This window comes from Pedobacter nototheniae, assembly GCF_004335085.1.
GTDB lineage: Bacteria > Bacteroidota > Bacteroidia > Sphingobacteriales > Sphingobacteriaceae > Pedobacter > Pedobacter nototheniae.
Genome location: NZ_RQRS01000003.1, coordinates 1 through 26,319 on the forward strand (window position 1 = coordinate 1; position 26,319 = coordinate 26,319).

25 protein-coding genes are annotated in these 26,319 nt (G+C 34.6%); 18 read left to right on the forward strand and 7 right to left on the reverse strand.

Annotated elements, in window-relative coordinates; translation table 11 throughout:
• Together EHC72_RS22930 and EHC72_RS03515 are read left to right on the forward strand one after the other, a co-directional pair.
• A partial coding sequence (locus tag EHC72_RS22930) for a hypothetical protein (protein WP_211660273.1) occupies positions 1-206 on the forward strand: 206 nt, incomplete at its 5' end.
• Between the two features lie 347 nt (positions 207-553).
• A complete protein-coding gene (locus EHC72_RS03515) occupies positions 554-1,030 on the forward strand; it encodes a hypothetical protein (protein ID WP_131536176.1) in 477 nt (158 codons plus the stop codon).
• Positions 1,031-1,899: 869 nt separating this feature from the next.
• Here the strand turns inward: EHC72_RS03515 and upp are convergent.
• From upp to EHC72_RS03530, 3 genes are all read right to left on the reverse strand, one after another.
• Positions 1,900-2,544 carry a uracil phosphoribosyltransferase gene (upp, locus tag EHC72_RS03520; protein WP_131536178.1) on the reverse strand — a complete coding sequence of 215 codons (645 nt, stop codon included), beginning with the start codon at positions 2,542-2,544 and terminating at the stop codon, positions 1,900-1,902.
• Between the two features lie 83 nt (positions 2,545-2,627).
• Positions 2,628-3,896, reverse strand: coding sequence for a DUF7033 domain-containing protein (locus tag EHC72_RS03525; RefSeq protein ID WP_131536180.1), 1,269 nt, complete (start codon positions 3,894-3,896; stop codon positions 2,628-2,630).
• A gap of 150 nt (positions 3,897-4,046) precedes the next feature.
• Positions 4,047-4,559 carry a DUF6702 family protein gene (locus EHC72_RS03530; protein ID WP_131536182.1) on the reverse strand — a complete coding sequence of 171 codons (513 nt, stop codon included), beginning with the start codon at positions 4,557-4,559 and terminating at the stop codon, positions 4,047-4,049.
• 92 nt (positions 4,560-4,651) lie between these two features.
• Between EHC72_RS03530 and EHC72_RS03535 the strand changes: the two genes are divergently transcribed.
• The 6 genes from EHC72_RS03535 to EHC72_RS03560 all read left to right on the forward strand — a co-directional run bounded on the left by EHC72_RS03535 (position 4,652) and on the right by EHC72_RS03560 (position 10,942).
• Positions 4,652-5,236 (forward strand): HupE/UreJ family protein, encoded by a 585-nt coding sequence (locus tag EHC72_RS03535; RefSeq protein WP_131536184.1) that lies wholly within the window; start codon positions 4,652-4,654, stop codon positions 5,234-5,236.
• A gap of 12 nt (positions 5,237-5,248) precedes the next feature.
• Positions 5,249-7,621 carry a M1 family metallopeptidase gene (locus tag EHC72_RS03540; RefSeq protein WP_131536186.1) on the forward strand — a complete coding sequence of 791 codons (2,373 nt, stop codon included), beginning with the start codon at positions 5,249-5,251 and terminating at the stop codon, positions 7,619-7,621.
• A 156-nt stretch (positions 7,622-7,777) separates the two neighbouring features.
• A complete protein-coding gene (gene uvrB, locus EHC72_RS03545; protein WP_131536188.1) occupies positions 7,778-9,820 on the forward strand; it encodes an excinuclease ABC subunit UvrB in 2,043 nt (680 codons plus the stop codon).
• 45 nt (positions 9,821-9,865) lie between these two features.
• A complete protein-coding gene (locus EHC72_RS03550) occupies positions 9,866-10,063 on the forward strand; it encodes a YwbE family protein (protein WP_131536190.1) in 198 nt (65 codons plus the stop codon).
• Positions 10,064-10,065: 2 nt separating this feature from the next.
• Complete coding sequence (locus tag EHC72_RS03555) at positions 10,066-10,578, forward strand: hypothetical protein (protein ID WP_131536192.1); 513 nt, start codon at positions 10,066-10,068, stop codon at positions 10,576-10,578.
• Between the two features lie 106 nt (positions 10,579-10,684).
• Positions 10,685-10,942, forward strand: coding sequence for a DUF4834 family protein (locus EHC72_RS03560; protein WP_131536194.1), 258 nt, complete (start codon positions 10,685-10,687; stop codon positions 10,940-10,942).
• 5 nt (positions 10,943-10,947) lie between these two features.
• Here the strand turns inward: EHC72_RS03560 and EHC72_RS03565 are convergent, their stop codons facing one another.
• The 4 genes from EHC72_RS03565 to EHC72_RS03580 form a co-directional block, all read right to left on the reverse strand.
• On the reverse strand, positions 10,948-11,421 hold the full coding sequence (locus EHC72_RS03565) for an SRPBCC family protein (protein ID WP_131536196.1): 474 nt from the start codon (positions 11,419-11,421) through the stop codon (positions 10,948-10,950).
• 1 nt (position 11,422) lies between these two features.
• Positions 11,423-12,349 (reverse strand): TIGR01777 family oxidoreductase, encoded by a 927-nt coding sequence (locus EHC72_RS03570; protein ID WP_131536198.1) that lies wholly within the window; start codon positions 12,347-12,349, stop codon positions 11,423-11,425.
• A 7-nt stretch (positions 12,350-12,356) separates the two neighbouring features.
• Entirely contained in the window at positions 12,357-13,169 is an 813-nt protein-coding gene (locus EHC72_RS03575) for a thiol-disulfide oxidoreductase DCC family protein (protein ID WP_131536200.1), read from the reverse strand.
• A gap of 90 nt (positions 13,170-13,259) precedes the next feature.
• A complete protein-coding gene (locus tag EHC72_RS03580) occupies positions 13,260-13,766 on the reverse strand; it encodes a GbsR/MarR family transcriptional regulator (protein ID WP_131536202.1) in 507 nt (168 codons plus the stop codon).
• A 221-nt stretch (positions 13,767-13,987) separates the two neighbouring features.
• On the opposite strand from EHC72_RS03580, the gene EHC72_RS03585 reads away from it, so the two are divergent.
• From EHC72_RS03585 to EHC72_RS03630, 10 genes are all read left to right on the forward strand, one after another.
• A complete protein-coding gene (locus tag EHC72_RS03585; RefSeq protein ID WP_131536204.1) occupies positions 13,988-16,492 on the forward strand; it encodes a YfhO family protein in 2,505 nt (834 codons plus the stop codon).
• 349 nt (positions 16,493-16,841) lie between these two features.
• Entirely contained in the window at positions 16,842-17,693 is an 852-nt protein-coding gene (locus EHC72_RS03590; protein WP_131536206.1) for a UDP-2,3-diacylglucosamine diphosphatase, read from the forward strand.
• Between the two features lie 26 nt (positions 17,694-17,719).
• Positions 17,720-18,712: a glycosyltransferase family protein gene (locus EHC72_RS03595; RefSeq protein ID WP_131536208.1), complete on the forward strand. Its 993-nt coding sequence runs from the start codon at positions 17,720-17,722 to the stop codon at positions 18,710-18,712.
• 151 nt (positions 18,713-18,863) lie between these two features.
• On the forward strand, positions 18,864-19,844 hold the full coding sequence (locus EHC72_RS03600) for a DUF6427 family protein (protein WP_131536210.1): 981 nt from the start codon (positions 18,864-18,866) through the stop codon (positions 19,842-19,844).
• Between the two features lie 155 nt (positions 19,845-19,999).
• Positions 20,000-20,734 carry a type III pantothenate kinase gene (locus EHC72_RS03605; protein WP_131536212.1) on the forward strand — a complete coding sequence of 245 codons (735 nt, stop codon included), beginning with the start codon at positions 20,000-20,002 and terminating at the stop codon, positions 20,732-20,734.
• Positions 20,715-22,028: a porin family protein gene (locus tag EHC72_RS03610; RefSeq protein ID WP_131536214.1), complete on the forward strand. Its 1,314-nt coding sequence runs from the start codon at positions 20,715-20,717 to the stop codon at positions 22,026-22,028. Before EHC72_RS03605 ends, EHC72_RS03610 begins: the two co-directional genes overlap by 20 nt.
• Complete coding sequence (locus tag EHC72_RS03615; RefSeq protein WP_131536216.1) at positions 22,028-22,600, forward strand: hypothetical protein; 573 nt, start codon at positions 22,028-22,030, stop codon at positions 22,598-22,600. The genes EHC72_RS03610 and EHC72_RS03615 overlap by 1 nt, the downstream gene beginning before the upstream one ends.
• 193 nt (positions 22,601-22,793) lie before the next feature.
• A complete protein-coding gene (locus EHC72_RS03620; protein ID WP_317126312.1) occupies positions 22,794-24,869 on the forward strand; it encodes a peptidylprolyl isomerase in 2,076 nt (691 codons plus the stop codon).
• A gap of 66 nt (positions 24,870-24,935) precedes the next feature.
• Positions 24,936-25,451 (forward strand): DUF2480 family protein, encoded by a 516-nt coding sequence (locus tag EHC72_RS03625; protein WP_131536220.1) that lies wholly within the window; start codon positions 24,936-24,938, stop codon positions 25,449-25,451.
• 94 nt (positions 25,452-25,545) lie between these two features.
• Positions 25,546-26,319, forward strand: a complete 774-nt coding sequence (locus tag EHC72_RS03630) for a DUF3108 domain-containing protein (protein WP_131536222.1) — start codon at positions 25,546-25,548, stop codon at positions 26,317-26,319.

Consider the following 26,319-nt stretch of genomic DNA (forward strand, 5'->3'; position numbering starts at 1 on the left):
GAGATAGTTATATTATTGAAAATTATCATAATAATAAATACTCTGCAAAGCAGATTGATAGCTTTGCATATCAATTAGGCAAACTTAAAAAAGACAGTTGTAATTCCCTTTTAATTACTTTTTATAAGGCTTCTGATATAACCAACCTCAGTCATCTTAAAGAAAATCCTAGAGATTTATATCGGTATCTCAAGATAATGATATGATTTATGAATATTGGTGGTCTGGTCATGTATTCTTGGGAAGAACAAAATTTAAAAATGGTGAAATAATTGACCCTAAAAGCACTGTAATAGTAACAGACAACAGCTTTAGCCCATAAAATGGCTGTTTTTGTAAAATACTTGTTGTAATAAAATGTAAATATTAATCTTATCTAAGTTTTATTACCTACCTTATAGAACTGCCAATTACCCCTTAAGCTTAGAAAACTAAGCAAATTATCCCGATTTATTTTTGATTGATGTTTGAAGGCAATTTATGCTTAACGAAGATTTTTTTGTTAAGATAAATCCTTCTGTTTTTTGTGTAAAATTTAAAAACCATATAAATAATGAGTACTCAAAACCAAATTTCTATTGAAGTTCCAGCTTCCGTAATCGAAGCCGCCTTAAATCATTTAAAAGAATGTAAGGCTTCATTAGCGCCTTATCTAAAGGGCCTATCTGATGAGGATAGGAAGAGCCTGTTTAAAATGGGCAACAAAACAGTTGCTACCGTGCAAAAAACAAAATCTTATATCGAAACCAACCCAGAATTTATTCCAGCTTATATGGATAAGATAGAATTTTTTAAAGACGAAGCTATAGTTACCCAATTTAATCCGCTTGCAAATTTGGCAGAACAGTTAACACGCGATTTAGAAGATACAGTTATGCTTGCCGGTAGTGATGCTTTAAGAGCCGCGATGCTTTATTATGGACAGGTTAAAGAGGCCGACCATAAAGGAATTGTTACCGCTAAACCTATTTATGATGATTTAAGCGCCCGGTTTGCAAAAGGCAGCCCAAAACACCAGAATAAGATTTAACACTTTTGCCTCAATTTTGATACTATTAGTCTATAATTAATCACTAATAGTATCAAAATATAGACTAATAGTATTTAAGTAATTACTAATAGTATCAAATTATAGATTAATAGTGATTAAGTAATTACCAATAGTATCAAATTATAGGTTAATAGTATTTAAGCAATTACTAATAGTATCAAATTATATATAAATAGTATTTAATTAGTAGCTATTGGGCTTAAGTTAATTTCTAATTGTATTTAGAAGGTGGCAAGTGAAAAATTGAGGAGCGTAATTAACGACTAGCAACTGTTTGTTTTCGCTAAGTAGCTGATTATTTTTTCTAGGCATTAGAATTTGTAAATGAACGCTACGGTGTGCATGGCAATTGAAGTCCTGCTTTTACACTATATCCCGATAGAAAAAATCGGGATGTCGTTTCAATCCGGTTTAGATACAATGTTTGTGCCCTGATTTAACAAATTTCTTGCTGCCCTTTTTAAATAAACCCGACCAACAGCGGTATCCCGATTTTTTCTATCGGGATTTAGCAAAGGGCGGGGCTGCATTAGCCAAAAGCTACTGACAATAGTTTCCTAAAATAATTAGCTTCTAACCTTAATTAAAATAGCGGTTAATCCAAAAGTAAGATTTTTAGAATTTGTAAATGAACGCTACGGTGTGCATGGCAATTGAAGTCCTGCTTTTACACTGTATCCCGATAGAAAAAAATCGGGATGCCGTTTCAATCCGGTTTAGATACAATGTTTGTACTCCTGATTTAACAAATTTCTTGCTGCCCTTTTTAAATAAACCTGACCAACAGCGGTATACAACGTATGTATTGCATTATTTAAACAACTTCAATAAAGCAAAAAGAAGATTCATTATATTTTTTGTCCGTAAGCAAGGTCGCCGGCATCCCCTAAACCAGGTACAATGTAAGCCTTGCTGGTCATTTCTTCATCAATAGCACCTAGCCAAAGTGTGGCTTTTGGTAAATGCGCTCTAACATAGGCAACGCCTTCTGTGCTGGCAATAGCTGCAACAATATGTAAAGCCGAAGGTTTGTAGCGGTTAATTAACTCTTTGCAGCACATTACCATACTCTGCCCGGTAGCCAACATGGGGTCTGCCATAATTAAAACCCTGCCATCCAAATCTGGTGTAGAAACGTAATCCATCTGAATCACAAAATCGCCGCTTTTCTTTACCTTTCTATAAGCAGAAATGAAGCAACAATCTGCCTGATCGAAAATATTTAGTAAGCCTTGTTGTAGTGGAAGTCCTGCACGCAAAATTGTGGCTAAAACGGGTTGAGATTCTAATACCTCGCAATTTGAAATACCCAAAGGCGTAGTTACTTCTCTATTTTTATAAGGAAGTGTTTTGCTAATCTCATAGGCGAAAAATTCTCCCACACGTTCCAGGTTTTTCCTAAAACGCATAGAATCTTTTTGAATGTCTACATCCCTAAGTTCAGATACAAAAGTATTTGCTATTGATTTGGTTTTGCTGAGGTTAAAAATCATAATATGTTTATCGGCTAAAATAATGATTTAATTAAAGTAGCCCTTTGTAAATTTAATATTTCTAATTCTAAGATATTAACCTATTAATTACCTGCAAATTTAAGCAGTTCATTAAAAAGGTTTTTAAGTTTTTTAGACTTCAAATTGTTTGATAAATTTTTTAGTTGCCAGCTACTGTAAAAAGAACCATCTACAAACCTAACAATAGCAATATATTCCTCTAGTATTTTTAAGGCATCTTTTGTTGAGGTATGCTCTAGTGCGGTATCGGTAATTGAGTATGGTTTTATGTTTAGTGGCGTAACTTTTTCAAGTTGTAAATCATACCAGTTAAAAGCGGTGCATGTACCAGCCCTAAAGCCTGGTGTATCTGCATAGCCCATTGAATAATCGGAGGTAATGCCTGAGTTTAGAAGATTTAAATAACAAGAAGGAAATTTTAAAACTTCCAATTGTTGGCTCATTAAGTTTACTTGTGTAGGGTATAATTTTTTTAACTTAAGTAATGCCTCTTTAATAAAACCAACCTTTTGGTTTTCGTTGGCACAGGGCCTTAACAATCCAATGGTTTTATTGGCTAAAAGCTTGGAAACTTTATCTTTCAAAATAAATTCTAAAGGAACATTTGGAAACTCAATAAAATAGATAGGACTGTTTTTTTTATTTTCAAAAGTTTGTTCAACGTCTTTAATAAGTATTTCGTTGCTACCACTTAAACCTGTTACTTTATCAAAGCGAGAACTAAAGTAATCCATCTCCTTTTTAAAAACTGCCTGAAAAAAGAACTTTGTTTTTAATAGAAAACCCTCTGGTGCTGTGGGTAATATTTTGAAGTTTATTGTTGGGTGGTGACTAAAACTTTTTTCATGAAATTTAAAAGCCGGGTATTTCTTCCGGATCATATTCTTTAAAATCAATGCCCAGCCATCAATTATAGGTTTATCGAGCAATCGCCATTTGTGCTGATAACTTTTTGATGGTTTAAAATCTTCGGAAGATTTTTTTTGGTGCAAGTATTCTTCAAATCGACTTACGATAAAAAATGAAGCAGCAAATACATCAAAAGGGAGCGCAGAATTATCAACTGGAAAAGGAACCTGATAATCGCCAAATGTGGTGGTTTTTATAACAAACTCTTCAACCTTATTGGAAAATAGGAGGGGCGTGCTTTTAAAAAATAACTCATCGCCTAATGGCTGATCGCCATAGCTGATTTTGGCGTGTTCGCTCTGTGCAAAATGCTGGCTGTTTCCAGTAAACTCTACCTCAGCTTTTAAAATATCCTTAAATATAAAATTGAAGATATATTTTATCCTTGGTGTTAACGTGGAGGAGAAGATGATCAAGTGCATAACTTATTTTAAACAATAGGGACGTATAAATTAAGGTTACAAACAGTTTTAGTGATATAAATTATCTTCTCACCATTTGTTTGGCAATGTACTTTAAAATAAAGTTAACGTTTTATTAAAAACGATTAATACTTAATACAAAGATTATAATTAAAAGTTTGCCGTAAATTTTTTGTCGGGGTAAAGAATTTTACCGCTTTTTCGGTTTCCATTTTTAACAACGTGTACAATACTCATTTGATCATTAAATAAATCGTACAATATGGTATTATCTATTTCTATAGATTTTACTGATGGTATTTTTTCAACTTCCAGATAGATGTTTGTTGCCTCGTGGTCTATTTCAAAGCCTATGTAATTAAGAACAGCTATTTTACCATTGGCTTTAATTTGTAAATGGGATGTTAAGTATTTTTTTACCAATTCATCCATTGCCGTTTTCATTTCTGGTTTAGAGAGATCTGTTTTCTGCTTGTATAGTTTGGCGAGTATCGACTCAAAGTCGTCTGTAAAAATTCGGCAACTTATTTCCAAGGATTTATCTTTAGCATTAAAATTTACCTCTGTTGTGCTTACATGCAGAGGGTGTTTTTTCTCTTTTATGATTGAAGAGAGCGTGAAAACCAGAAAAAGAGTAACAAATTTGGTATTTAAGAGGTGCATTCTGGTAATTTTTCGAACTTTTAGTAAATAATACTTTAATTTTAAGCATTCAAAAGTACTAAAGCTTATCAATATAAAGCTAAAATATAAAAATGCCCTTACAAGATTTTATTTTTTACTTCAAACTAGGTTGGGAACACATCATTAGTGCTGATGCATTGGATCATCAATTGTTTATTTTGGCACTTGTAGCAATTTACAGCTACAAAAACTTAAAGCAGGTATTAATCTTGGTTACTGCTTTTACCATCGGCCATTCATTAACACTTTTATTAAGCGTTTTAGATATTATTCGGTTTGAAAGTAAATGGGTAGAATTTCTAATTCCATGTACTATTGTTTTAACTGCAATTAGTAATTTGTTCAGGAAAAACTTCTCCATAAAATCCGTAAGAATAAATTATTATCTGGCTTTAGGTTTCGGGTTAATTCATGGAATGGGCTTTGCAAACTCGATAAGAATTATGCTTGCTAAAGATCAAAATATTGGCTGGGGCCTATTTGGTTTTAATGTAGGTTTGGAAGCCGGACAAATTTTTATGGTTATGATTATTTTAGCCATAACATGGATTATTTTTAACTACACGCATATAAAAAGATTGAGTTGGGTATTATTTATATCCGCAGCCGTATTTAGCCTGGCTTTAAAAATGGCTTTAGAAAGAATACCGATTTAAACCAACATAACAATGAATAAACTGTTTACAACAACCGGTTTGCTGCTTTTTGCTGGAAGTTTAGCCTTTGCTCAAAACATTCAGAATAACCCAGGAAGCAACCACGGTAATAAATTTGAACAACTTGGCACCATTTTACCAACGCCAAATGAACAACGTACCGCAAGTGGTGCCCCAGGGGTTAAATACTGGCAACAGCGTGCAGATTATAATATTAAGTGTGAGCTTGATGAGAAAAATCTGTTGTTAACCGGTTCCGAAACGATTACTTATACCAACAATTCGCCCGATCCATTAACCTATATATGGTTGCAGCTGGATGAAAATGAGCACAGTACAGATAAAAATGCAAACTATCAGGATGCAACAAAAATGCCAGCTGTAGGAACTACTCAAAATATAGATCAGCTAAGTAATAAAGCCAATAATGGTTATGGCATTAATATTACCAAATTAACAGATGTAACCGGTAAGAAATTGAGCTATACGGTTAATAAAACCATGATGAGAATTGATTTGCCCGTTGCTTTAAAAACAGGTCAAAAATTGATTTTCAATATCGATTGGAATTATAAAATTACCGATCGGATGAGTGTTGGCGGGCGTGGTGGCTATGAGTTTTTTCCTGCAGATGGAAACTACCTATTTACAATGACCCAGTGGTACCCACGTTTGTGTGTTTATAGTGATTTTCATGGTTGGCAAAACCATCAGTTTACAGGTAGAGGGGAGTTTGCATTAACTTTTGGTGATTTTAAAGTACAAATGACGGTTCCTTCAGATCACCTGGTTGGTTCAACCGGAGAGTGTATTAATTATAGTGCAGTGTTAAACCCAACTCAGCTAAACCGTTATAATACGGCTAAAACTGCAACTGCTCCAGTAGAAATTCAAACACTCGCAGAGGCAAAAACTGCTGAAACTAAGAAAGCAACGACCAAAAAAACATGGGTATTTCAAGCTAATAATGTTCGTGATTTTGCCTGGACTTCTTCACGCAAGTTTATATGGGATGCCATGCCGCAAAAAATTGCTGCAAATAACAATACCGTAATGTGCATGAGCTTTTATGGAAAAGAAGCGTATAATTTATATAGCAAATTTTCTACCCGTGCCGTAGCACATACCATTAAAACCTATTCAGATTTTACCATTCCTTACCCTTACCCGGTTGCACAAAGTATCGAAGCCGCAAATGGAATGGAATATCCAATGATTTGTTTCAATTATGGCCGTACAGATGCTGATGGTACCTACAGCGAGAGCACTAAAAATGGCATGCTGGGTGTAATTATTCATGAGGTTGGGCATAATTTCTTCCCAATGATTGTAAACAGTGATGAACGCCAGTGGACCTGGATGGACGAAGGTTTAAACTCTTTTGTAGAGTACTTAACAGAAGAGCTTTGGGATAATACTTTTCCAAGTAAAAAAGGACCGGCGTATACCATTGTAGATTATATGAAACTGCCTAAAGATGAATTGGAACCGATTATGACCAACTCAGAAAATATAGCCCGTTTTGGTCCTAATGCCTATTCAAAACCTGCTACAGGTTTAAATATTCTTCGTGAAACAATTATGGGTAGAGAGCTTTTTGATTATGCTTTTAAAGAATATGCCAGAAGATGGGCCTTTAAACATCCAGAGCCTGCAGATCTTTTCCGTACCTTGGAAGATGCCAGCGGTGAGGATTTAGACTGGTTTTGGAGAGGTTGGTTTTATGGTACCGATCCATGCGATATTGCTTTGGATAGTGTGAAGTTTGCTAAAGCCGATTTTCCGACAACTATTCCTGCAGCGAGATCAAGAATGGTAAAAATTGATAAACCTGCCATAAATGCTTTCGATGATATTTCTAAAATTAGAAATCGTACAGATAAAAAAATAAGTTTTTATGTAGATAAAAACCCTGCCACTCATGATTTTTACTATAATTACGATAGAGGCTTAGTTAAAGTTGATACAACAACTTCAACTAAAATGGAAATGAACCCTCCATTTGATGTAGTGGCAAGCAATGACCAGCAGAAATACGAAAACAAATATTTTTACGAACTAAGTTTTAGCAATAAAGGTGGTTTAGTAATGCCAATTATTGTAGAGTTTACTTATAAAGATGGTAGTAAGGAAATTGATCGCATTCCTGCTCAAATTTGGAGGCATAATGAATTAAAAACATCTAAATTTTATGTGAAAGATAAAGAAGTAGAGTCTATTTTGATAGATCCACTGCGTGAAACTGCCGATATTGATACCAGCAACAATACTTGGGGCGGTAAAGCAAAAGAGAGTAAATTTAAAATTTATAAAACTAAGGCTAACGCTGCAGTGCGAGGTCAATCCGTTGGTCAAAACCCGATGCAAAAAGCTGCTGGAAAGTAAATTTCAATAAATTTATTAAAAAGGGCATTATAGATTTTAAGTTTATAATGCCCTTTTTTTAAGGGTTAACTTTTTATCATTCTATCATCAAATATTTTAAAGCTTGTGCTATAATATTTAGCATTTCAACCTAATTGCGTATATTTGATATTGCCTATGAAATTTAAAATCACATCCGCGTATCAACCTACAGGCGATCAACCAGGTGCTATAAAACAGCTAGTTGATGGCGTAAATGCAAATGAACATTATCAAACTTTATTAGGAGTAACCGGATCTGGTAAAACTTTTACAGTAGCCAATGTGATTGAGCAAACACAAAAACCAACCTTAATTTTAAGTCATAACAAAACCCTTGCCGCACAGCTTTATGGAGAGTTTAAAAACTTCTTTCCTGAAAATTCGGTAAACTACTTTGTTTCTTATTACGATTATTATCAGCCCGAAGCCTTTATCGCTTCCAGCAACACTTATATAGAAAAGGATTTAAGTATTAACGAAGAGATTGAAAAGTTGCGTTTACGCACTACTTCTTCTTTAATGAGTGGACGGAGAGATATTATTGTGGTTTCTTCAATTTCTTGTATTTATGGTATGGGAAACCCCGAAGATTTTTCGAGAATGGTTTTCCGCTTTGGCGTAGGACTTAGAATTTCCAGAAATGCGTTTTTACACAGCCTGGTAGAAATTCTTTATTCAAGAGCCACAACCGAATTTAAACGCGGAACATTTAGAGTTAAAGGTGATACCGTTGATATTTATCCCGCTTATCTCGACCACGCTTATCGAATTTCTTTTTTCGGTGATGACATTGAAGAGCTTTCTGCTATTGATCCTGTTTCAGGTAAAACGATAGAGAAACTGGAAGATATGGCCATCTATCCAGCTAATTTATTTGTAACACCAAAAGATCGTTTTACGCAATCTATTTGGGGTATTCAGGAAGAATTAGAGATTCGTAAAAACCAGTTAATTGCTGACAGACATTTATTGGAAGCCAAACGTTTGGAAGAACGTACAAACTTCGATATTGAAATGATGAAGGAACTGGGTTATTGTTCCGGAATTGAAAATTATTCGCGTTTCTTTGATGGTCGTAGCCCCGGAATGCGCCCTTTCTGTTTGCTGGATTATTTCCCTGATGATTATTTAATGGTTATTGATGAGAGCCACGTAACTGTACCGCAAATTAGAGCCATGTATGGTGGAGATAGATCGCGTAAGCTTTCTTTAGTTGAATATGGTTTCCGCCTACCAGCTGCTTTAGATAACCGCCCGCTAAACTTTAATGAGTTTGAAGCCCTTGCACCACAAACCATTTACGTAAGTGCCACACCCGCCGATTATGAATTAGAAAAATCTGATGGGGTAGTGGTAGAACAGGTGATTCGCCCAACGGGTTTATTGGATCCAATAATTGAAATTAGACCTGCAATTAACCAGGTCGATGATCTTTTAGACGAAATTGACATTACAATAAAGCAAGGCGGCCGTATTTTGGTAACAACCTTAACCAAGCGTATGGCTGAGGAATTGACCAAATACATGGATCGCTTAAATATTAAAACCCGATATATTCACTCAGAAATTAAAACGCTAGAACGTGTAGAAATTTTACGTGGCTTACGTTTGGGCGAATTTGATGTTTTAATCGGGATTAACTTATTAAGAGAGGGTTTGGACTTACCAGAAGTAACTTTAGTTGCTATTTTGGATGCCGATAAAGAAGGTTTCTTGCGTTCAGAGAAATCATTGATTCAAACCATTGGACGTGCTGCACGTAACGATAAGGGACGGGTAATTATGTATGCTGATGGGATAACGGACAGTATGGAAAAAACCATTTCTGAAACAAACCGTCGTCGTGATCTTCAAATTGCTTATAATTTAGAGCATGGAATAACGCCAATGACGGTTGGTAAATCTCGAGAAGCCATTTTAGAGCAAACGTCAGTATTAGATTTCTCTCAAAAAGCAAGCGATAATATTGCTAGAGCATATGTAGAAAATGCTGAAATCAGCATTGCTGCCGATCCAATTGTACAATATATGGGCAAAGCAGATTTGCAGAAAGCGATTGATAATACTAGAAAGGAAATGCAGAAAGCAGCAAAAGATATGGACTTTTTACAAGCCGCAAAATTGCGTGATGAAATGTTTGCCTTAGAGAAAATGTTCACTGAAAAATTTCCTAAGTAAGAAGCAATTTGTTTTAATTAATTACCGAGAAAACTATATTAAAAAATGAACGGACAAAACAGAAAGGATATTTACCCAGGGTTAGAAGTAGGGATTATTTTAAAAAAGGATCAACGATCAGGTAATATTACTTATGGTGTTGTAAAAGCCCTGTTAACTTCTTCAGCATTTCATTCGCGGGGAATTAAAGTAAGACTGGAAGATGGCCAGATTGGGCGTGTAGCCGAGATTGTAGAAGATTAGCTATGAAATTTGCGTCATTAATTCTGCTAACAACAATTTTAAGTTCAAAATTATTGGCACAAACCGTAGCGACTGATTCTTTAAAAAATGAAAAAAGTATTAGAATTTGTACACCTTCAAGAACCAGGTTTTTAACAAATCAACCACTTTACGTAATTAACAAAAGGAAAATCATGGATATGAATATTCAGTTTGTTGGCAAATCTGATATAAAATCAATTTATGTACTCAATAAAAAAGAAGCTACTATCAAATATGGACTTAGTGGTAATAATGGTGCTATTGAAATTGAATTGAAAGACAAGGTTAAAATCCTAAGTGCTGAAGATCTATTTAAAAAGTTTAAAATAAGTAGTAAAAACTGGAACTTACCTGTAATTGTTGAGCAAACAAGATTGGTTACTCTGAATGATTTTTACATCGCGGAGGATAAAGTTAAAGATGTTAAGATTATAGAAGTTGATGATAAATTATCTGGAAAACCACGCATCATAAAAATTTGGTTAAAACCCTAATTGTAGTTAATTCGTATATTTGATTGTAATCAAATTGCAATTAAAGGATAAAAAAGTAACAAAATAAATTTAGCTACGTCTATATTTGTATTAAGAGTAAATTAATATGCCGTTAATAAAATTCATATTCATAACCATATTGGTACTTTGGGCAATCAGATTATTGATTCGCTTATTGTTACCTATGTTGTTCAATAACCTGGCTTCTAAAATGCAACAGCAAGCTACAGGAGGGCAACAACAACGCCAGCAAAGGCGTTCGAAACCAGAAGGTGCAATTTCAATTGATTATATGCCACCAAAACCGGATCAAAGTAAAACCGATAAACTTGGCGACTTTGTAGATTACGAAGAAGTTAAATAATAGAACTAAGTCCCGATATAAATCGGGACTTTTTTTTCTGCCTGATTTTTTATAACCGCATTTCTACTGATAAGCAAACGCTTCATGTAATAATTTAAAAATAGCCTTTCTGCTATATATCCAAATAAGCCAAGTGGAGCTTTGTAGATAAAAATATCCACCATTTCCGTTTGATCGTCAACTGATTCAAATTGATGAATATGTTTTAGCGCTTTGAATGGTCCTTTTACCATCTCATCAATAAATATTTTTGGACTGTTTAATTTGGTAATTTGATTGGTCATTTTAAAATTAAAACCAAAATGCCTCGCTTTCCAGGTTACAGACTCATTCAATTCTATGAATCCTGAGGTTTTGCCTGCAACCGCTTTTTCATTAGATGATACCATCGATTTAACATGCAAATCTATGCTTCTGGATAAATCGAAACAGGTTTCGATGGAAGCATTTATCATTGTTTTTATAGTTATTGTTGGCATTTTATATTCTCAAGCTTATAATATCATGAATGGCATTTTCTAATTTTCCATATTGAAAAACGAAACCATTTTCCATTAAAATAGTCGGTTTAACCCATCGGCTTTTTAATGTGAGTTCCGTTTCAGTTCCAATTAATTTTGCACCAATCTCTAAAAGCCATGCAGGGGCAGGGATTCCAAAAGGTACGCCATAAACTTTCCTTATGGTAGCCATTAATAGTTCATTTTTTACCGCTTCAGGAGCAGTACAATTTACGATACCATTAATTTCGGGTTTATTAATAAGCCATTCGATACTTTGCGCAACATCCTGCTCATGTATCCAGCTTACATATTGCTTACCATCGCCCTGTTTGCCACCCATACCCACTTTAACTAAATTAAGTAACCGAGGGAAAGCACCATCTTTCCTGCCCAAAACAATGCCCATTCTTAATGCTATTTTGCGTGTTTTTGGAGTATAACTTTCAAAAAAACTTGCTTCCCAGAGTTTGCAAACCTCAATAGAAAAACCAGAGCCTATTTCTCCACTAATTTCATCTTGTGCAACGTCTTCTGCATGGCGATAAATGGTTGCAGAAGTTACATTGATCCAAACTTTTGGCGGATTATCCATATTGTTAATAACCTCCCCAAGGAATTTTGTAGGAATCAATCTTGAATTTATAATTTCCTCTCTATTTTTTTCGGTGTACCTGCAATTAACATTTTTGCCGCAAAGGTTAACGATTAAATCAGCGCCAACCAGTTCTTTTTCCCATTTATCTCGAGTTTTTCCATCCCATAAAACTGTCTTTATATTGAGTTTCTGTATTGCAGCCTTTCTTGAAATTATAATAATTTCTCTGGCAATGCCACTAAAATGGTTTGCTAAAACACTACCAACATAACCATTTCCACCAACTAAAATAATTTTTCCGTATTTCATGTCCTTCTTAACTAAAGATTAATACTAAAATAATAAGGCGATAAATAACCCAGGTAAAACTTAATAGATATCCTAGTTTTAAAATTTTGCTTCGGCGAAAATGTTCTAGTAGCATCAATCCAGCTATACCTAAAAAGTAAACTATAAAGAAAATAGGGGCAATGGTAAAATACTTTCCAAATAGTAAGGCCGGTAGAAGAAGTAAAGCCCCCGCGAAAGAAATCGTCATCATATTTCCTAAGTAATCCCAAAGACTATCTTTCTTATAAAATGAAATTATAATGCCTTGAAAAAATATCTGACCGCCACATATTAGATACTCACGGAATTGATTCCCGATTGGAACAAAATCAGTTAATAAATGAGCATAATTAATTAAAATGAAAGCTGTAACTAACCAAGTAAATAATAAATAAGCAAGGCGATATTTAAGTTTAAAAGTTGGTTGAATGTGATGTGCCTTAACTTCGGCAGGAATAATAACTTTTCTATTGTAAGATATAAAGGCATAAAACTTAGTCATTAACCAAATAAATGGACTCAGCCTAAACAGCGGTTTAAGAAATGGAAGGGTGTTTCCAATTACCTTAAATAAGCTATGAATGCCGTATTGTACTTCTCCAGTTTCTGTATTAACTAAAGCAATTTCATTCGCTGCCTTTTGCCGATCCACCAATGCGCAAATTTGATTGGGCATGTTTTGGTAAGCCTCACGACCATCTACAGGTAGCATTCCTGTTTTAATAAAGGCTTTGGTGTAACGGTGGCACATTGGGCATTCTTCATCGAATAGGATTACATGGTTTTCTAGCGTTTTCATATTCTTTTATTTTTAGTATTTTCAGTAAAAAATGAAAGTTTGGTTTAAAAAATTAAGCCTCATCAGGCTTAATTAAATTTTTAATTAGGTTTATTTAAAAACTTTTAAAACCGAGCCCCAAAACCAATTTTCTTCGGCTTTTAACATCGTTTCGAGAGTTTTATCCACATTATTAGCTAATTTATTAATATCAGTAACTGATTTTTTAAATGTTTTAAATTCAGGATCTTTTTCATCGCCTTCTACCGCAGATAATTCGGTAAGAATTTTTAAAACAGGTTCAAGTTCTCTTTTTTTGCGCTCTTTTGCTACTTGCCGAGCAATGTTCCAAACATCTTTATCAGCAAAAAAATATTCTTTTCTTTCACCAGCCTTATGTTGCTTTTCAATTAGTCCCCAACCAATTAAATCACGCAATGTCATGTTCGCATTTCCTCTCGAAATACTTAATGTCTCCATAATTTCTTCTGTGGTTAGCGCTTCTGGCGAAATTAATAATAGCGCATGTACTTGTGCCATTGTTCTATTTATTCCCCATTCAGAGCCTAATTTACCCCAAGCTTCAATAAATTTAAGTTTTGCTGCTGCTAATTCCATAAACAAATATAAATAGTTTTATTAAACTTTCAGTAATTATTGAAAATTTATTTTACTTGAAAGATTAGCTTAAATATACAGTTTTGCAGAGGCTTAAAAATTCGATGGTTTGCTCTGGTTTAAACGAATATTATTTTTATTATACGGGCATTCAATTAATTCCTTTTTTATACCGTTCAATTTTTTATTTTTGACATTCGTTTAAACTTAAACAAACCTTAATGAATAACTGGTTTAATAAAAATGGCATCCATGTTGCCATTGTTGCAATTTTTGTAGTCATAACTTTTGCCTACTTCAGTCCTGTTTTACAGGGAAAAGCGCCTGCACAAAGTGATGTGATCCAATCGCAGGCCATGCAAAAAGAAATTATGGATTTTAAAGAGAAGGATGGAAAAGGCCCTCTTTGGACAAATCAAATGCTTGGCGGTATGCCTGCTTATCAAATTTGGGTTCAGTATGCTTATAATGGTGCTACTTATGGTATTGCCTTAATTACTAAAGCATTGCCAAATCCTGTTGGAACTGTATTATTATTAATTTTTGGTTCTTATTTCTTATTTATTGTTTTAAGAATTAATCCATGGCTCGCTGCGGCTGGCGCAATAGCCTTTACCTTTACAACTTATAATTTTGTACTAATTGCTAGTGGGCATAGTAGTAAAGCACTTGCTATAGGCTTTTTTGCGCCTATTATAGCAGGCATAATCCTCACGCTTAGGGGAAAACATTGGTACGGTGCAAGCTTAACGGCTTTGTTTTTAGCATTGGAGATTAGAACCAATCACGTGCAAATGACATATTATCTTTTCTTAGCGATAATTGTTTTTGTAGGTGTACAAATTTATCAAGCTTATAAAGCAAAAACATTAAATGCTTTAGGTAAATCTTTCGGATTTTTAGCTTTATCAATTGTGATCGCTGTAATGATTAATGCCAGTTTATTATGGTCTACAGCAGAATATGCAAAAGAAACTAATCGTGGTAAATCTAATTTAACAACCGCTGCAACTACAAAAGATGCAGGCATGTCAAAAGAATATGCCTATCAATGGAGCCAGGGCGTTGGTGAGAGTTTTACTTTCCTTATTCCTGATTTATACGGTGGAGCAACAAGTTCTCAAGATCTTATTAAACCAGAAAGCCATATGTATAAGGCTGTTGCTGAAATTACTGGTGGTGATCCAAATCAAACTACACAAGCCATCCAATCTTTGGGGCAACAATTAAATATGCAACAATATTGGGGCGAGAAACCTTTTACTCAAGGTGGCTACTACTTTGGTGCAATTATTTGCTTCCTGTTTGTATTTGGATTATTTATTGTTCGTAGCCCATTAAAATGGTGGGTTTTAATAACAACAATATTGTTCATTCTACTTTCTTACGGAAAGAACTTCCCATATGTAAGCGATATTTTCTTTAACTATTTCCCATTATACAACAAGTTTAGAGCTGTTGAATCTATTTTGGCTGTGGTTGGTTTAATGGTTCCTGTTTTGGCACTTTTAGCAATGAAAGAAGCTCAAGAAGGAAGTATTGATCAAAAAGTGTTGGTTAAAAAATTAACATGGTCTGCAGGTATTACTGGTGGTTTTGCTTTATTAGTGGCTATTGTGCCAACGTTATTCTTCAGTTTTAAAGCTTCGAACCATTTAGAAATTGTTCAGGCACTTACTCAAAGCCTTCAAAATAATGCGGGTGTAGCACAAAAAATTGCAAATGCCTTAGTTGAAGATCGAATTTCTATTGCACGTACTGATGCATTTCGTTCATTCTTTTTCATTCTTGTTGGTTTTGGAATTGTTTGGGCATTCATTACCAAAAAAATGAACATGCAATTCGCTTTCGGTTTATTGGCCTTAGCGGTATTAATTGATATGTGGCAGATTGATAAAAGATATTTAAACAACACAAATTTCGAAACTAAAACTTCATTGCAGAGCTATTTCCAGCCTCGTGATGTGGATAATTTCATTCTAGCAGATAAGGACCCTAACTTTAGAGTTTACGATCAATCTATAAATACCTTTAGTGATGCCAGCACCTCTGCATTTCATAAAACGATTGGTGGTTATCACGCGGCAAAACTTAAACGTTATGATGAGCTGATTCAAAATCAATTTGCAAAAAGTGTAAATCATGATGTTTTAGATATGTTGAATACCAAGTACATCATTTCTCGCGATCCACAAAATGGATCTTACAAAATGGAACGTAATGCAACTGCAGCTGGAAATGCATGGTTTGTACCAAGTGTACAATTCGCTAAAAATTCTGATGAGGAAATGAAAGCAATCAGCAGTTTTGATCCTAAAAAGGAAGCAATTGTAGATGAAAGTTATAAAAATTTAATAGATACAAAACGTTTGGGTACCGGTCAGGAAGGTTTTATTAAGTTAACCAATTATAATCCGGATCATTTGACGTACGAATATTCAAGTGCGAAAGATGCGATTGCCGTTTTCTCAGAAGTTTATTACGATAAAGGTTGGAAAATGTTTATCGATGGAGTAGAAAAACCATATTTCAGAGCAGATTATGTTTTACGTGCGGCGCAGTTAGAAGCTGGTAATCATAAACTCGAGTTTATTTTCCACCCAGCATCATATTACACAGGTGAGCAAATATCTTTAGCAGGCAGTGTTTTATTATTAGCCGGTTTGGGTTTCGGAATCTATTCTGAAAATAAAAACAAGAAAAAGAAAGTTGCAAAAGCAGCATAATCTCTTTTCTAAATAAACTTAACCCCGTAAGAGTGTAGCTTTTACGGGGTTTTTTGTTAGCTAAATTTCCCTATTTGATGTCATTTTAACATTCTTTATCAAATGCTGTTTAAAATTTAACAATGTCGTAACATTTGTTTGATAAACAGCGTCTTACCTTTGTATTGTAAAACTGATAGTATGTTAGAATCATTTTTTGCCATCTGCCTATTAATTGTTGTACTTTATTTCTTTAGCCCCTTTGAGGTAAAACTCGATGAGGAAGAAGAGTGGTAATGCAACTTTCTCCTTATTAAACTGCTTAACTCAAGCGGTATCTAAATTTTTAGCCCCTAAAAAAATCTCGTTTATGGATAAAAGAAATGTCGATGTAGTCGTAATATCCGATGTGCATTTAGGCACCTATGGTTGCCACGCAAAAGAACTTTTGAAATATTTGAAAAGTATAAAACCAAAAACGCTGATCTTAAACGGCGACATTATTGATATATGGCAATTTAGTAAAAGCTATTGGCCTGAATCCCATATGAAAGTAATTCGCAAAATCATGAAATTTGTGTCTGAAGGCGTAAAGGTTCATTACTTAACCGGCAATCACGATGAAATGCTAAGGAAATTCGACGGGATGGAAATGGGATCTTTTCATCTTCAAAATAAACTTATTCTGGAGCTCGATGGTAAAAAAGCATGGTTTTTTCATGGCGATGTTTTTGATGTAACCATGCAACACTCGAAATGGCTGGCAAAACTTGGTGCCGTTGGTTACGATACCCTAATTCTGATTAATAGTTTCGTAAACTGGGTATTAAATGCAATGGGCAGAGAGAAAATGAGTTTTTCTAAAAAAATAAAAGCAAAATTTAAAGATGCCGTAAAATTCATTAATAGCTTTGAACAGGTAGCAGCAGAGTTGGCTATTGAAAAGGGTTATGATTATGTAGTTTGTGGGCACATCCACCAGGCAGAAAAAAGAGAAATTAGTAGTGATACCGGAAAAGTAACCTATTTAAACAGCGGAGATTGGGTAGAAAGCCTAACTGCGTTGGAATATAATGACCAAAACTGGACGATTTTTAAATACGAGCACAAAGATTTTGTTAAAGATGAAGTAGACGAAGGAATGCTATCTGATGCGGAAGATTTAAGAAGTAAGCTGGATATAAATTTACTTTTAAACAATATTAAGTATGAAATTGCCTAATAATTATAGATATTAGGGCACATAAAATGAAGATACTTTACGCAATACAAGGAACAGGAAATGGTCATATCAGTAGGGCGAGGGAAATTATTCCTCTATTACAAAAATATGGCGAGCTGGATATTTTAATTAGCGGTACCCAAGCTGATGTTAAACTTAGCCAGCCTGTAAAATATCAATTGCATGGCTTTAGTTTTATTTTCGGTAAAAAAGGAGGCGTAGATCACTTCAAAACTTGGTTGAACATGAATCTTTTTCGCTTTAGAAAAGATATGAAACAGCTGCCTTTAAAAGATTATAACCTAATTGTTAATGATTTTGAGCCAGTAAGTGCCTGGGCTTGTAAGTTGCAGGGTATAGAAAGTGTATCACTTAGTCATCAAGCAGCGTTTAAATCCAAAAAAGTTCCAAGGCCAAAAACTATAGATTGGGGTAAAGTTATTTTAAGTCACTACGCACCCACAACCCATCATATAGGTTTTCATTTCGATCGTTATGATAGTTTTATTCATACACCTGTAATCAGGGCAGAAATAAGGCAAATGGAATGTCAAAATTTAGGGCATTATACCGTTTACCTGCCAGCAATTGATGATAAAAGACTAGTGAAATTACTGGTTCAGATCCCAAATGTTCAATGGCAAGTATTTTCTAAGCACAATAAGGTTGCTTATCAGGAAGCCAACGTTATGGTAGAGCCTGTTAATAACGAAAAGTTTAACAAAAGCTTGGCTACGTGCGAAGGCATGTTTACGGGCGGTGGCTTTGAAGGACCAGCAGAAGCACTTTATTTAGGCAAAAAGCTATTAGTCGCTCCAATGCGCTTTCAATTTGAGCAGCAATGTAACGCTTATGCTTTAAAACAGTTTGGCTTACCCGTAATTTGGGGCAGTACAAGTAATTGGTTGCCAATTATTAAAAATTGGGTAGAAAATACGCAACAACATCAATTTAATTTTCCTGATGAAACTGCCCAGATTATTGATGATATGGTAAAGAAATACGCCAGAAAAGGCTAAAGACTAGTGCTTAAAGCGAAGGTTTCACAGGCGAGGTTTTTTAGCCTTTCTGCTTTGGCCTTTTGGCTTTAGTTTTTAAGCTTCTTTCCCTTTTATCTTTCTGCCTAGGTCTCAAAATATTTTCTTTACTTTGCCTACTCTTTAAAAAGGCATGATCAATCAGTTTAGAAAGCTAAATCCGGTTAACCTCATCTTATTGCTGGCTTACACATTTTTTATGCGTATGGCTATTTTTTATGAGATGCCTACACAGCTCAATTTCGATTTTTTAGAGCCCTTTGCACGCTTGTTGATTAATATTAACCTTGATGATGCATTCTCTCCAGCCACTAATGTTTTTTTTGCTGGCGTTTTAGTTTTTATTCAGGCATTAATTTTTAATAGAGTCATCAATAACCATAATTTATTAGGCAAGCCCAGTTTTCTACCGGGTTTAATGTTTGTAACCGGATCGAGCTTATTTATGCCATTTATGGTTTTAAGTCCCGCCTTAATCTGTAATTTTTTATTAATCTGGATGATTGATAAATTCTTAAAGCTAGGTAAAAGTGCAAATTCCATTACAACAGTTTTTGATATAGGAATGATTATCGGCATTGGCACTTTGATCTATTTCCCTTTTATTGCCATGTTTCTTACCATTTTTGTGGCATTGCTATTATTCCGTTCATTTAACTGGCGAGAGTGGGTTGGCGGTTTAGTTGGCTACTTAACGGTATTCTTTTTTCTGGCCGTTTTTTACTATTGGAATAATAACCTAACCTCATTTTACCAAATATGGAAACCCTTGGGAAATAAGTTTCCTTCGGTTTTTAAAATAAACTATGATGATTATCTGGTGCTTATTCCAGTGGGGGTAATTATTATTTTGGCCTCACTACAACTCCGTGAAAATTTTTTCAGAAGCTTTATTAGCACCCGCAAAGGGTTTCAACTTTTGTTTTTCATGTTTATCGTATCGGCGGCAAGTTTTTACCTTAAACCCGATTTTAGAACCTGGCACTTTTTACTCTGTGTGCCCCCAGGTGCAGTACTTTTAGCATACTATTTTAGCAACGCAAAAAAACGCTGGTTTTACGAAACATTATTCCTGTTATTCGTGCTATCTGTGCAGTATTTTCTCTTTGTTTAACCTTTTTTAACAAAATACTCACCCGAAACTTGCTAAAGATTAATAGCTTTGTGCCATGAAGGTTGAGGTAATATCTTTTTTAGCTAACAAGCATTCGTTTAATTTTTGTGTCGCTGAGAAAGAAATTACTTGTTTTGTAAACTTAGGTAATGTAAATGCATAAACTGAGCATTGATATTGGTAATTCTGCTGCTAAAATTGCTGTTTTTGCCAATCGGGAGATTATATATCAACAGCGCATTGAAAAACTTAAAATAGAAGATTTAGCTGAGTTAGTAGATAAATTTGCACCAGATAAAGCCATAATCAGTACCGTAGGTGAAGAAATAACCGAACTAGAAGCATTTTTACAAAAACATACAAAATACACCCGGTTTTCAACTTTGTTAACCAATGGTGTGCTAAATAAATATAAAACGCCAAATACCTTAGGTTTAGATAGATGGGCGGTTGTTTTAGGCGCAAATGGATTGTTTCCTAATAAAGCTTGCTTGGTAGTAGATGCAGGAACATGCATTACATATGAACTTTTAACCAGTGCTAAAGAATATTATGGCGGAAGCATAAGCCCTGGTATAGGAATGAGATTAAAAGCCATGCATACATTTACAAAACGTTTGCCGTTAGTAAATTGGGATGCAGAAGCACCAATTCCGGAAGGAAATGATACCCAAACAGCAATGTTAAACGGGGTATTGCAAGGTGTAATAAATGAAATTGAAGGCTTTATTGCCTTAAATAATAAAAAAGAAAGTACTTTACAGGTGATTTTAACGGGGGGCGACGCTAATTTTTTGTATAAGCAATTACAAAACAGCATCTTTGCGCCTCAAATTATAACAGATCCCTTTTTAGTGTTAAAAGGATTAAATGAAGCTATTGCAGATTAAAATGTACAAAAGAATAAATTATATTGCAGCCATACTCGTTCTAGTTTGTGGTTTAGGTGTTAAAGCACAGGTTACCACTTCATCGCCATATTCAAGATATGGAATTGGAAATATAAAAGGCTCCTTGCTACCTCAATTAAGGGCTATGGGTGGAATTTCAACCGCTGTAAATAAAGTTACCGGGTTCAATTACATTAATATGCAAAACCCCGCATCTTACTCAGGCATTAACTTAACCACAATTGATATTGGTATGAGTGCCGATATTAGTAGCCTATCTCGTGGAAATTTAAGCGAATCAAATTTCAACTCTACTTTTAGTCATTTAGCCTTCGCTATTCCGGTTAATAGAAGATCTGCTTTAAGTTTTGGTGTGATGCCTTACTCAGATTTAGGTTATTCTTACAAGAACACAACTACCGTTGCCGATTTGTCTGTAGATCAGCTATATGCAGGTGAAGGTGGCTTATCTAAAGCGTATTTAGGTTATGGTTACCGTGTTGGCGATCATTTAAGGCTTGGTGGTAACGTAGAGTATATTTTTGGTAACCTTTTAACCACCCGCTCAACAGAATATAATGTAGCAGGTGCTTACAATGCAAAACTTCAAAATAAAAATAGCGTTGGTGGCTTCAATTACTCATACGGTATCCAATACGATTTTAACGTTGGTGCAAAAACAACTGTTACTTTAGGTTACTCAGGTAGCACTTCGGGCAAGGTTAACTCAACGCAATCATTCTATGCCACTCAATACCTTAGGGATGCGAGCGGAAATGAGCAACCAGCTTTAGATACTTTAAGCTCTATCGTTAATGGCAAATCTAGCTTGAAATTGCCGACTAGTCATAATTTCGGAATCTCAATTCAACAAAGTGATAAATGGTTAGTTGGTGCTGATTTTAGATTAGGAAAATGGTCTCAGTTAACTATTAATGATGTTAACCAGAACTTACAAAACAGCTATGGTGCATCCCTTGGTGGCCAGTTTACACCAGATTATACATCATACAACAGTTATTTCAAACGTGTTGATTATCGTTTAGGTGTAAGCTACGATAAAACCTATATTAAAATTGGCAATCAGGATATTAAGCAAATGGCAGCATCCTTTGGTTTTGGTTTCCCATTACCATCAGCTAACGGAGGATCAGCATTTTATAAAATAAACTTTACTACAGAATTAGGTCAAAGAGGAACTTTAACTGATAATTTGGTAAAAGAGAAATTTATTAACTTTCACTTAGGCTTTACCCTGAACGATACTTGGTTCCGTAGGTATAGAGTAGATTAATGAGGTTTAAAACTGTTCTATATGGTTTGTTTCTTGGGTTGTCTATTTTTCTGGCATCATGTGGAGAAGACGACCTAAAAAAAGCCAATTCTGTTTCTACCAAAAAAGTAACGCTCAGTCGCGATCGCACTTTAGGTGTCGATATTATTTACAGTGATTCAGCAAGGGTAAAAGCACGTGGTGTTGCACCAATTTTAGATAAAGTTACCCCATCAACTGGAAGTACTTATCAAGAAATGATAAAAGGGGTAAAGATCGATTTTTATAACCCCACTGGCGCAATTGATGGAACTTTAACTTGTAATTATGCCATTCGCCTCGATCAGGAACTTAAAACAACATTTAGAAAAAATGTTGTTGTTAAAAACGATAAAGGAGACACTTTTTCCTCGGAAGAGTTAATTTGGGATGAAGCCAAAAAGATTTTTTACTCTACACAAAGAGTATACGTTAAGGGTGCTGATGGCAATACTGGTGATGGAATAAACTTTGAGGCCCCTCAGGATTTTAGTACCTATAAAATGGATAAAGGGAGTGGCGAGTTGAATATGAAAGAAGGAATAGCCCCCTAAACAGCTAAAATTATATTCCATCAAGGTAAATCAACAAGCAAATCCGATAATAAAATCATTCAAAAAAAACGGCGCTATTTACTTAAAAATTAAACAGTTGATAAATAAAATTTTGTGTTTTCTTTTTTAACGCAAATTTGTATCTTGCGCCCTCTTAAAAAACTAAATAAATTATAAGTACAATATGGGATTAATGACATTTTTGCGTAACCGAGCAGGCTATATCTTGGTCTTTGCTATAGGTTTTGCAATTGTTGCATTTTTAGTAGGCGATGCAATTAACGTGGGTAAGCCTTTCTGGGCCGCAAATCAAAAAACAGTAGGCTCAATTGATGGAAAAGATATCAGTATAGATGAGTTCACTCCAAAAGTAGATCAAAATTTAAATCAGTTTAAACAACAGTATGGCGGTAGTGCAAATGCACAAATGACGGCTATGGCTGTAGATCAGGCTTGGAATGCAGAATTAGCCAGCGCATTGTTAACTAAAGAATATGATCGTTTAGGCTTAATCGTTTCTAACGATGAACTTATGGATTTATTGGTTGGTCAAAACCCTAGCCCATTAATTAAACAATATTTTGCTGATCCTAAAACTGGTCAAATTAACAGATTATCGTTAAACCAGTTTCTTAAATCAAAAGAGCCACAAGCTTTGCAACAATCAAATATGTTGCAAGAGGAAATTAAAAATCAGGCTTTACAACAAAAATATTCAAACTTGATCCGTAATTCGGTTTATGTAACTTCGTTGGAAGCTACTGATGAGTATACAAACCGTAATAAACTGGCTAACTTTAAATATGTAAGCTTGGATTATACTTCAATTCCTGATGCATCTGTTAAGTTATCAGAGTCTGATTATTCAGATTATTATAATGAAAATAAAGCACGCTTCAACAATCCTCAAGATACACGTGCATTTGAATATGTTACTTTTAACATTAAACCAACAGCTGCAGATTCATTAGCTATTAAAACTCAAATCGAGAAAATTGCTGAAGATTTTAAAGTTGCTAAAAACGATTCGCTTTTTGCTGCAATCAACTCCGATGTTAAAGTTCCATATACTTATTTAACAAAAGGTAAATTAGATCCAGCTGTAGATTCTGCTGTATTCTCTTTGCCTGCCGGAAGTTTTTACGGTCCAAAATTAACTGGTAATTCTTATAAAGTTGTTAAAGTTATTTCAACTCGTTTTTCTCCTGATTCTGTTAAAGCAAGTCACATCTTAATCGATCCAGCCAAAGTTGGTGGTGATGATAAAGCGTTAAAACTTGCTGATTCATTAAAAGCATTAGCTGTAAAAGGAAGTAGTTTTGCTGAATTAGCTAAAAACTACAGTGTTGATGGTTCTAAAGATAAAGGTGGTGAGCTAGGAACTTTCGCCCGTGGTGCTATGGTACCTGAATTTGAGAACGCAGCCTTCGATGGTAAAGCTGGAGATATTAAAGTAGTAAAATCTCAGTTCGGATATCACGTAATCAAAATTGAAAAACAAATAGGTTCATCTAAAGTAGCTAAGTTGGCTTATGTAGAGAAAGCATTAGGCGCAAGTAGCAAAACACAAGCTGCTGCTTACAAAGCTGCTAGCAATTTCTTGAGCGAAGTTAAAGGAAACGATTTTAATAAACTTGCTCAGCAAAAAGGATTAAAAGTTGCTATTGCTGATAAAATTACTCCAACTCAAGGTTTTGCTCCAGGATTAGATAATCCACGTAAATTAATTCAGGATGCTTATGCTGCTGATAAAGGAGATGTATTACCTGAAATTTACAACATGACAAATTCTTATGTTGTAGCTCATTTAACTGCAGTTAATCCTAAAGGTATTTTACCGTTAGAATCTGTTAAGAAAGAAATCGAGCCAATGGTTCGTAATGCTGTAAAAGCTAAAATGTTAAAAGATAAATTTGAGAAAGCTGGAAAATCTAGTTTAGATCAAATTGCTTCTAAAGTAGGTGGTGCAGTTAACCCAGTTCAAAACATTGTTTTTGCTAACCCTATTATCCCAGGTGTGGCACAAGAAAATGCTTTAGTTGGTAGTGTATTCGGTTCTCAGCCAGGAAAAGTATCTCCTCCTGTAAACGGAGAGCGTGGCGTATATGTTTTCACAGTTGATGGATTTACAAATCCTGCTCCAATTGCAAACATGTTTAAACAAAAAGAAAGTATGTTGTTAAGTTTAGGTCAGCGTTCATTAGGAGCAGCTTTCCAAGCTTTACAGGATAATGCGAAGATAAAAGACAATCGCGTGAAATTCTATTAATTAGAAATTGCGTAATTTTGTAACCGTTCCAATGTTAAGTTGGAACGGTTTTTTTATATAAGCAAAATGGAAATCCAGGAAAACATCATCAATAAGGTAGCCAATAGCGGTTTAGTTACTTTAAATCTTGAAGATTATTACGATAAAGGTGAAAGAGTTCTCTATGATATTAAAGACAATCTTTTCCATGGTTTAATGCTCAAGGAAAAAGATTTTAGAGAGTTTATTAAAAGCCACGATTGGTCACAATATAAAGATAAGAATGTCGCCATTATTTGCTCAGCAGATGCAATAGTGCCAACTTGGGCTTATATGCTCTTGGCAAATAGAATTAGTCCGTTTGCAAATGAGGTGGTTTTTGGGAGTTTAGAGACTTTAGAGGCCGTAATGTTTTCAAAAGCAATTGCTAAAATAGATCCCCAAGTTTATGCAAATGAACGCGTAGTTGTAAAAGGTTGTGGTGATATTGATGTACCGGTGGCAGCTTATGTTGAGATAACAAATTTGTTAACACCAGTAGTTAAAAGCATTATGTTTGGAGAGCCATGCTCTACAGTTCCAGTGTTTAAGAGAAAAGATTAGAAAAATTGGTTTACTTTTTGCATATCTTCATAACGGTTACTGTAAACTAATAATTAGGTTGTTGCAGGACTAACACAAATGAAAATATAAGCAAATGAAAAAACTATTTTTAATCGCAATAGTCACGGCAAGTGCGCTATTTACAAATGCCCAGGAATTGCCATTGAAAAAGGAACCTGTTTTTCAAGATGGAGAAATTTTGCAATATAAGCTCAGGTATGGTTTTATTACGGCAGCCGAAGCAACAATTAAGGTAACAAACTCTGATCTGAAATTTGATAATAAACCAACGTATAAGCTTACTGTTGACGCACAAACATCAGGTACTTTTGATATTTTCTATAAAATAAGAGACCATTACGATTCTTATATTGATAAAACGGATTTAACACCATATTTCTATCAGGAAAATATTAGAGAGGCCAGTTACACAAGGCAGGATAAAGCTCGCTTTACCCAAGATGCAAAAAAAGTAGTTTCAAACCGAGGTACATTTACAACGCCAACAACACAAACTTTTGACTTGGTTTCTGCTTATTATTTTGCAAGAAGCCTTGATATTACGAAGCTTAAAATTGGCGATAAGTTTAAACTTAATTACTTTCTTGGAGATGAAATATCTGCTCTGGAAATTGAATACGTAGGTAAAGAAACCGTAAAAAATAAATTAGGAAATATAAGATGCCTTAAGTTTAGCCCATCTATAAAACCGGGACGTATCTTTAAAAAAGATAGCCGTTTGTATTTATGGGTTACTGACGACGGAAACCGGGTGCCAGTTAAAGCTCAAGTGGAAATATTGGTAGGTGCAGTAACTATGGAATTAAAATCTGCACAAGGCTTAAAATATGCTATAGCAAAAGAATAA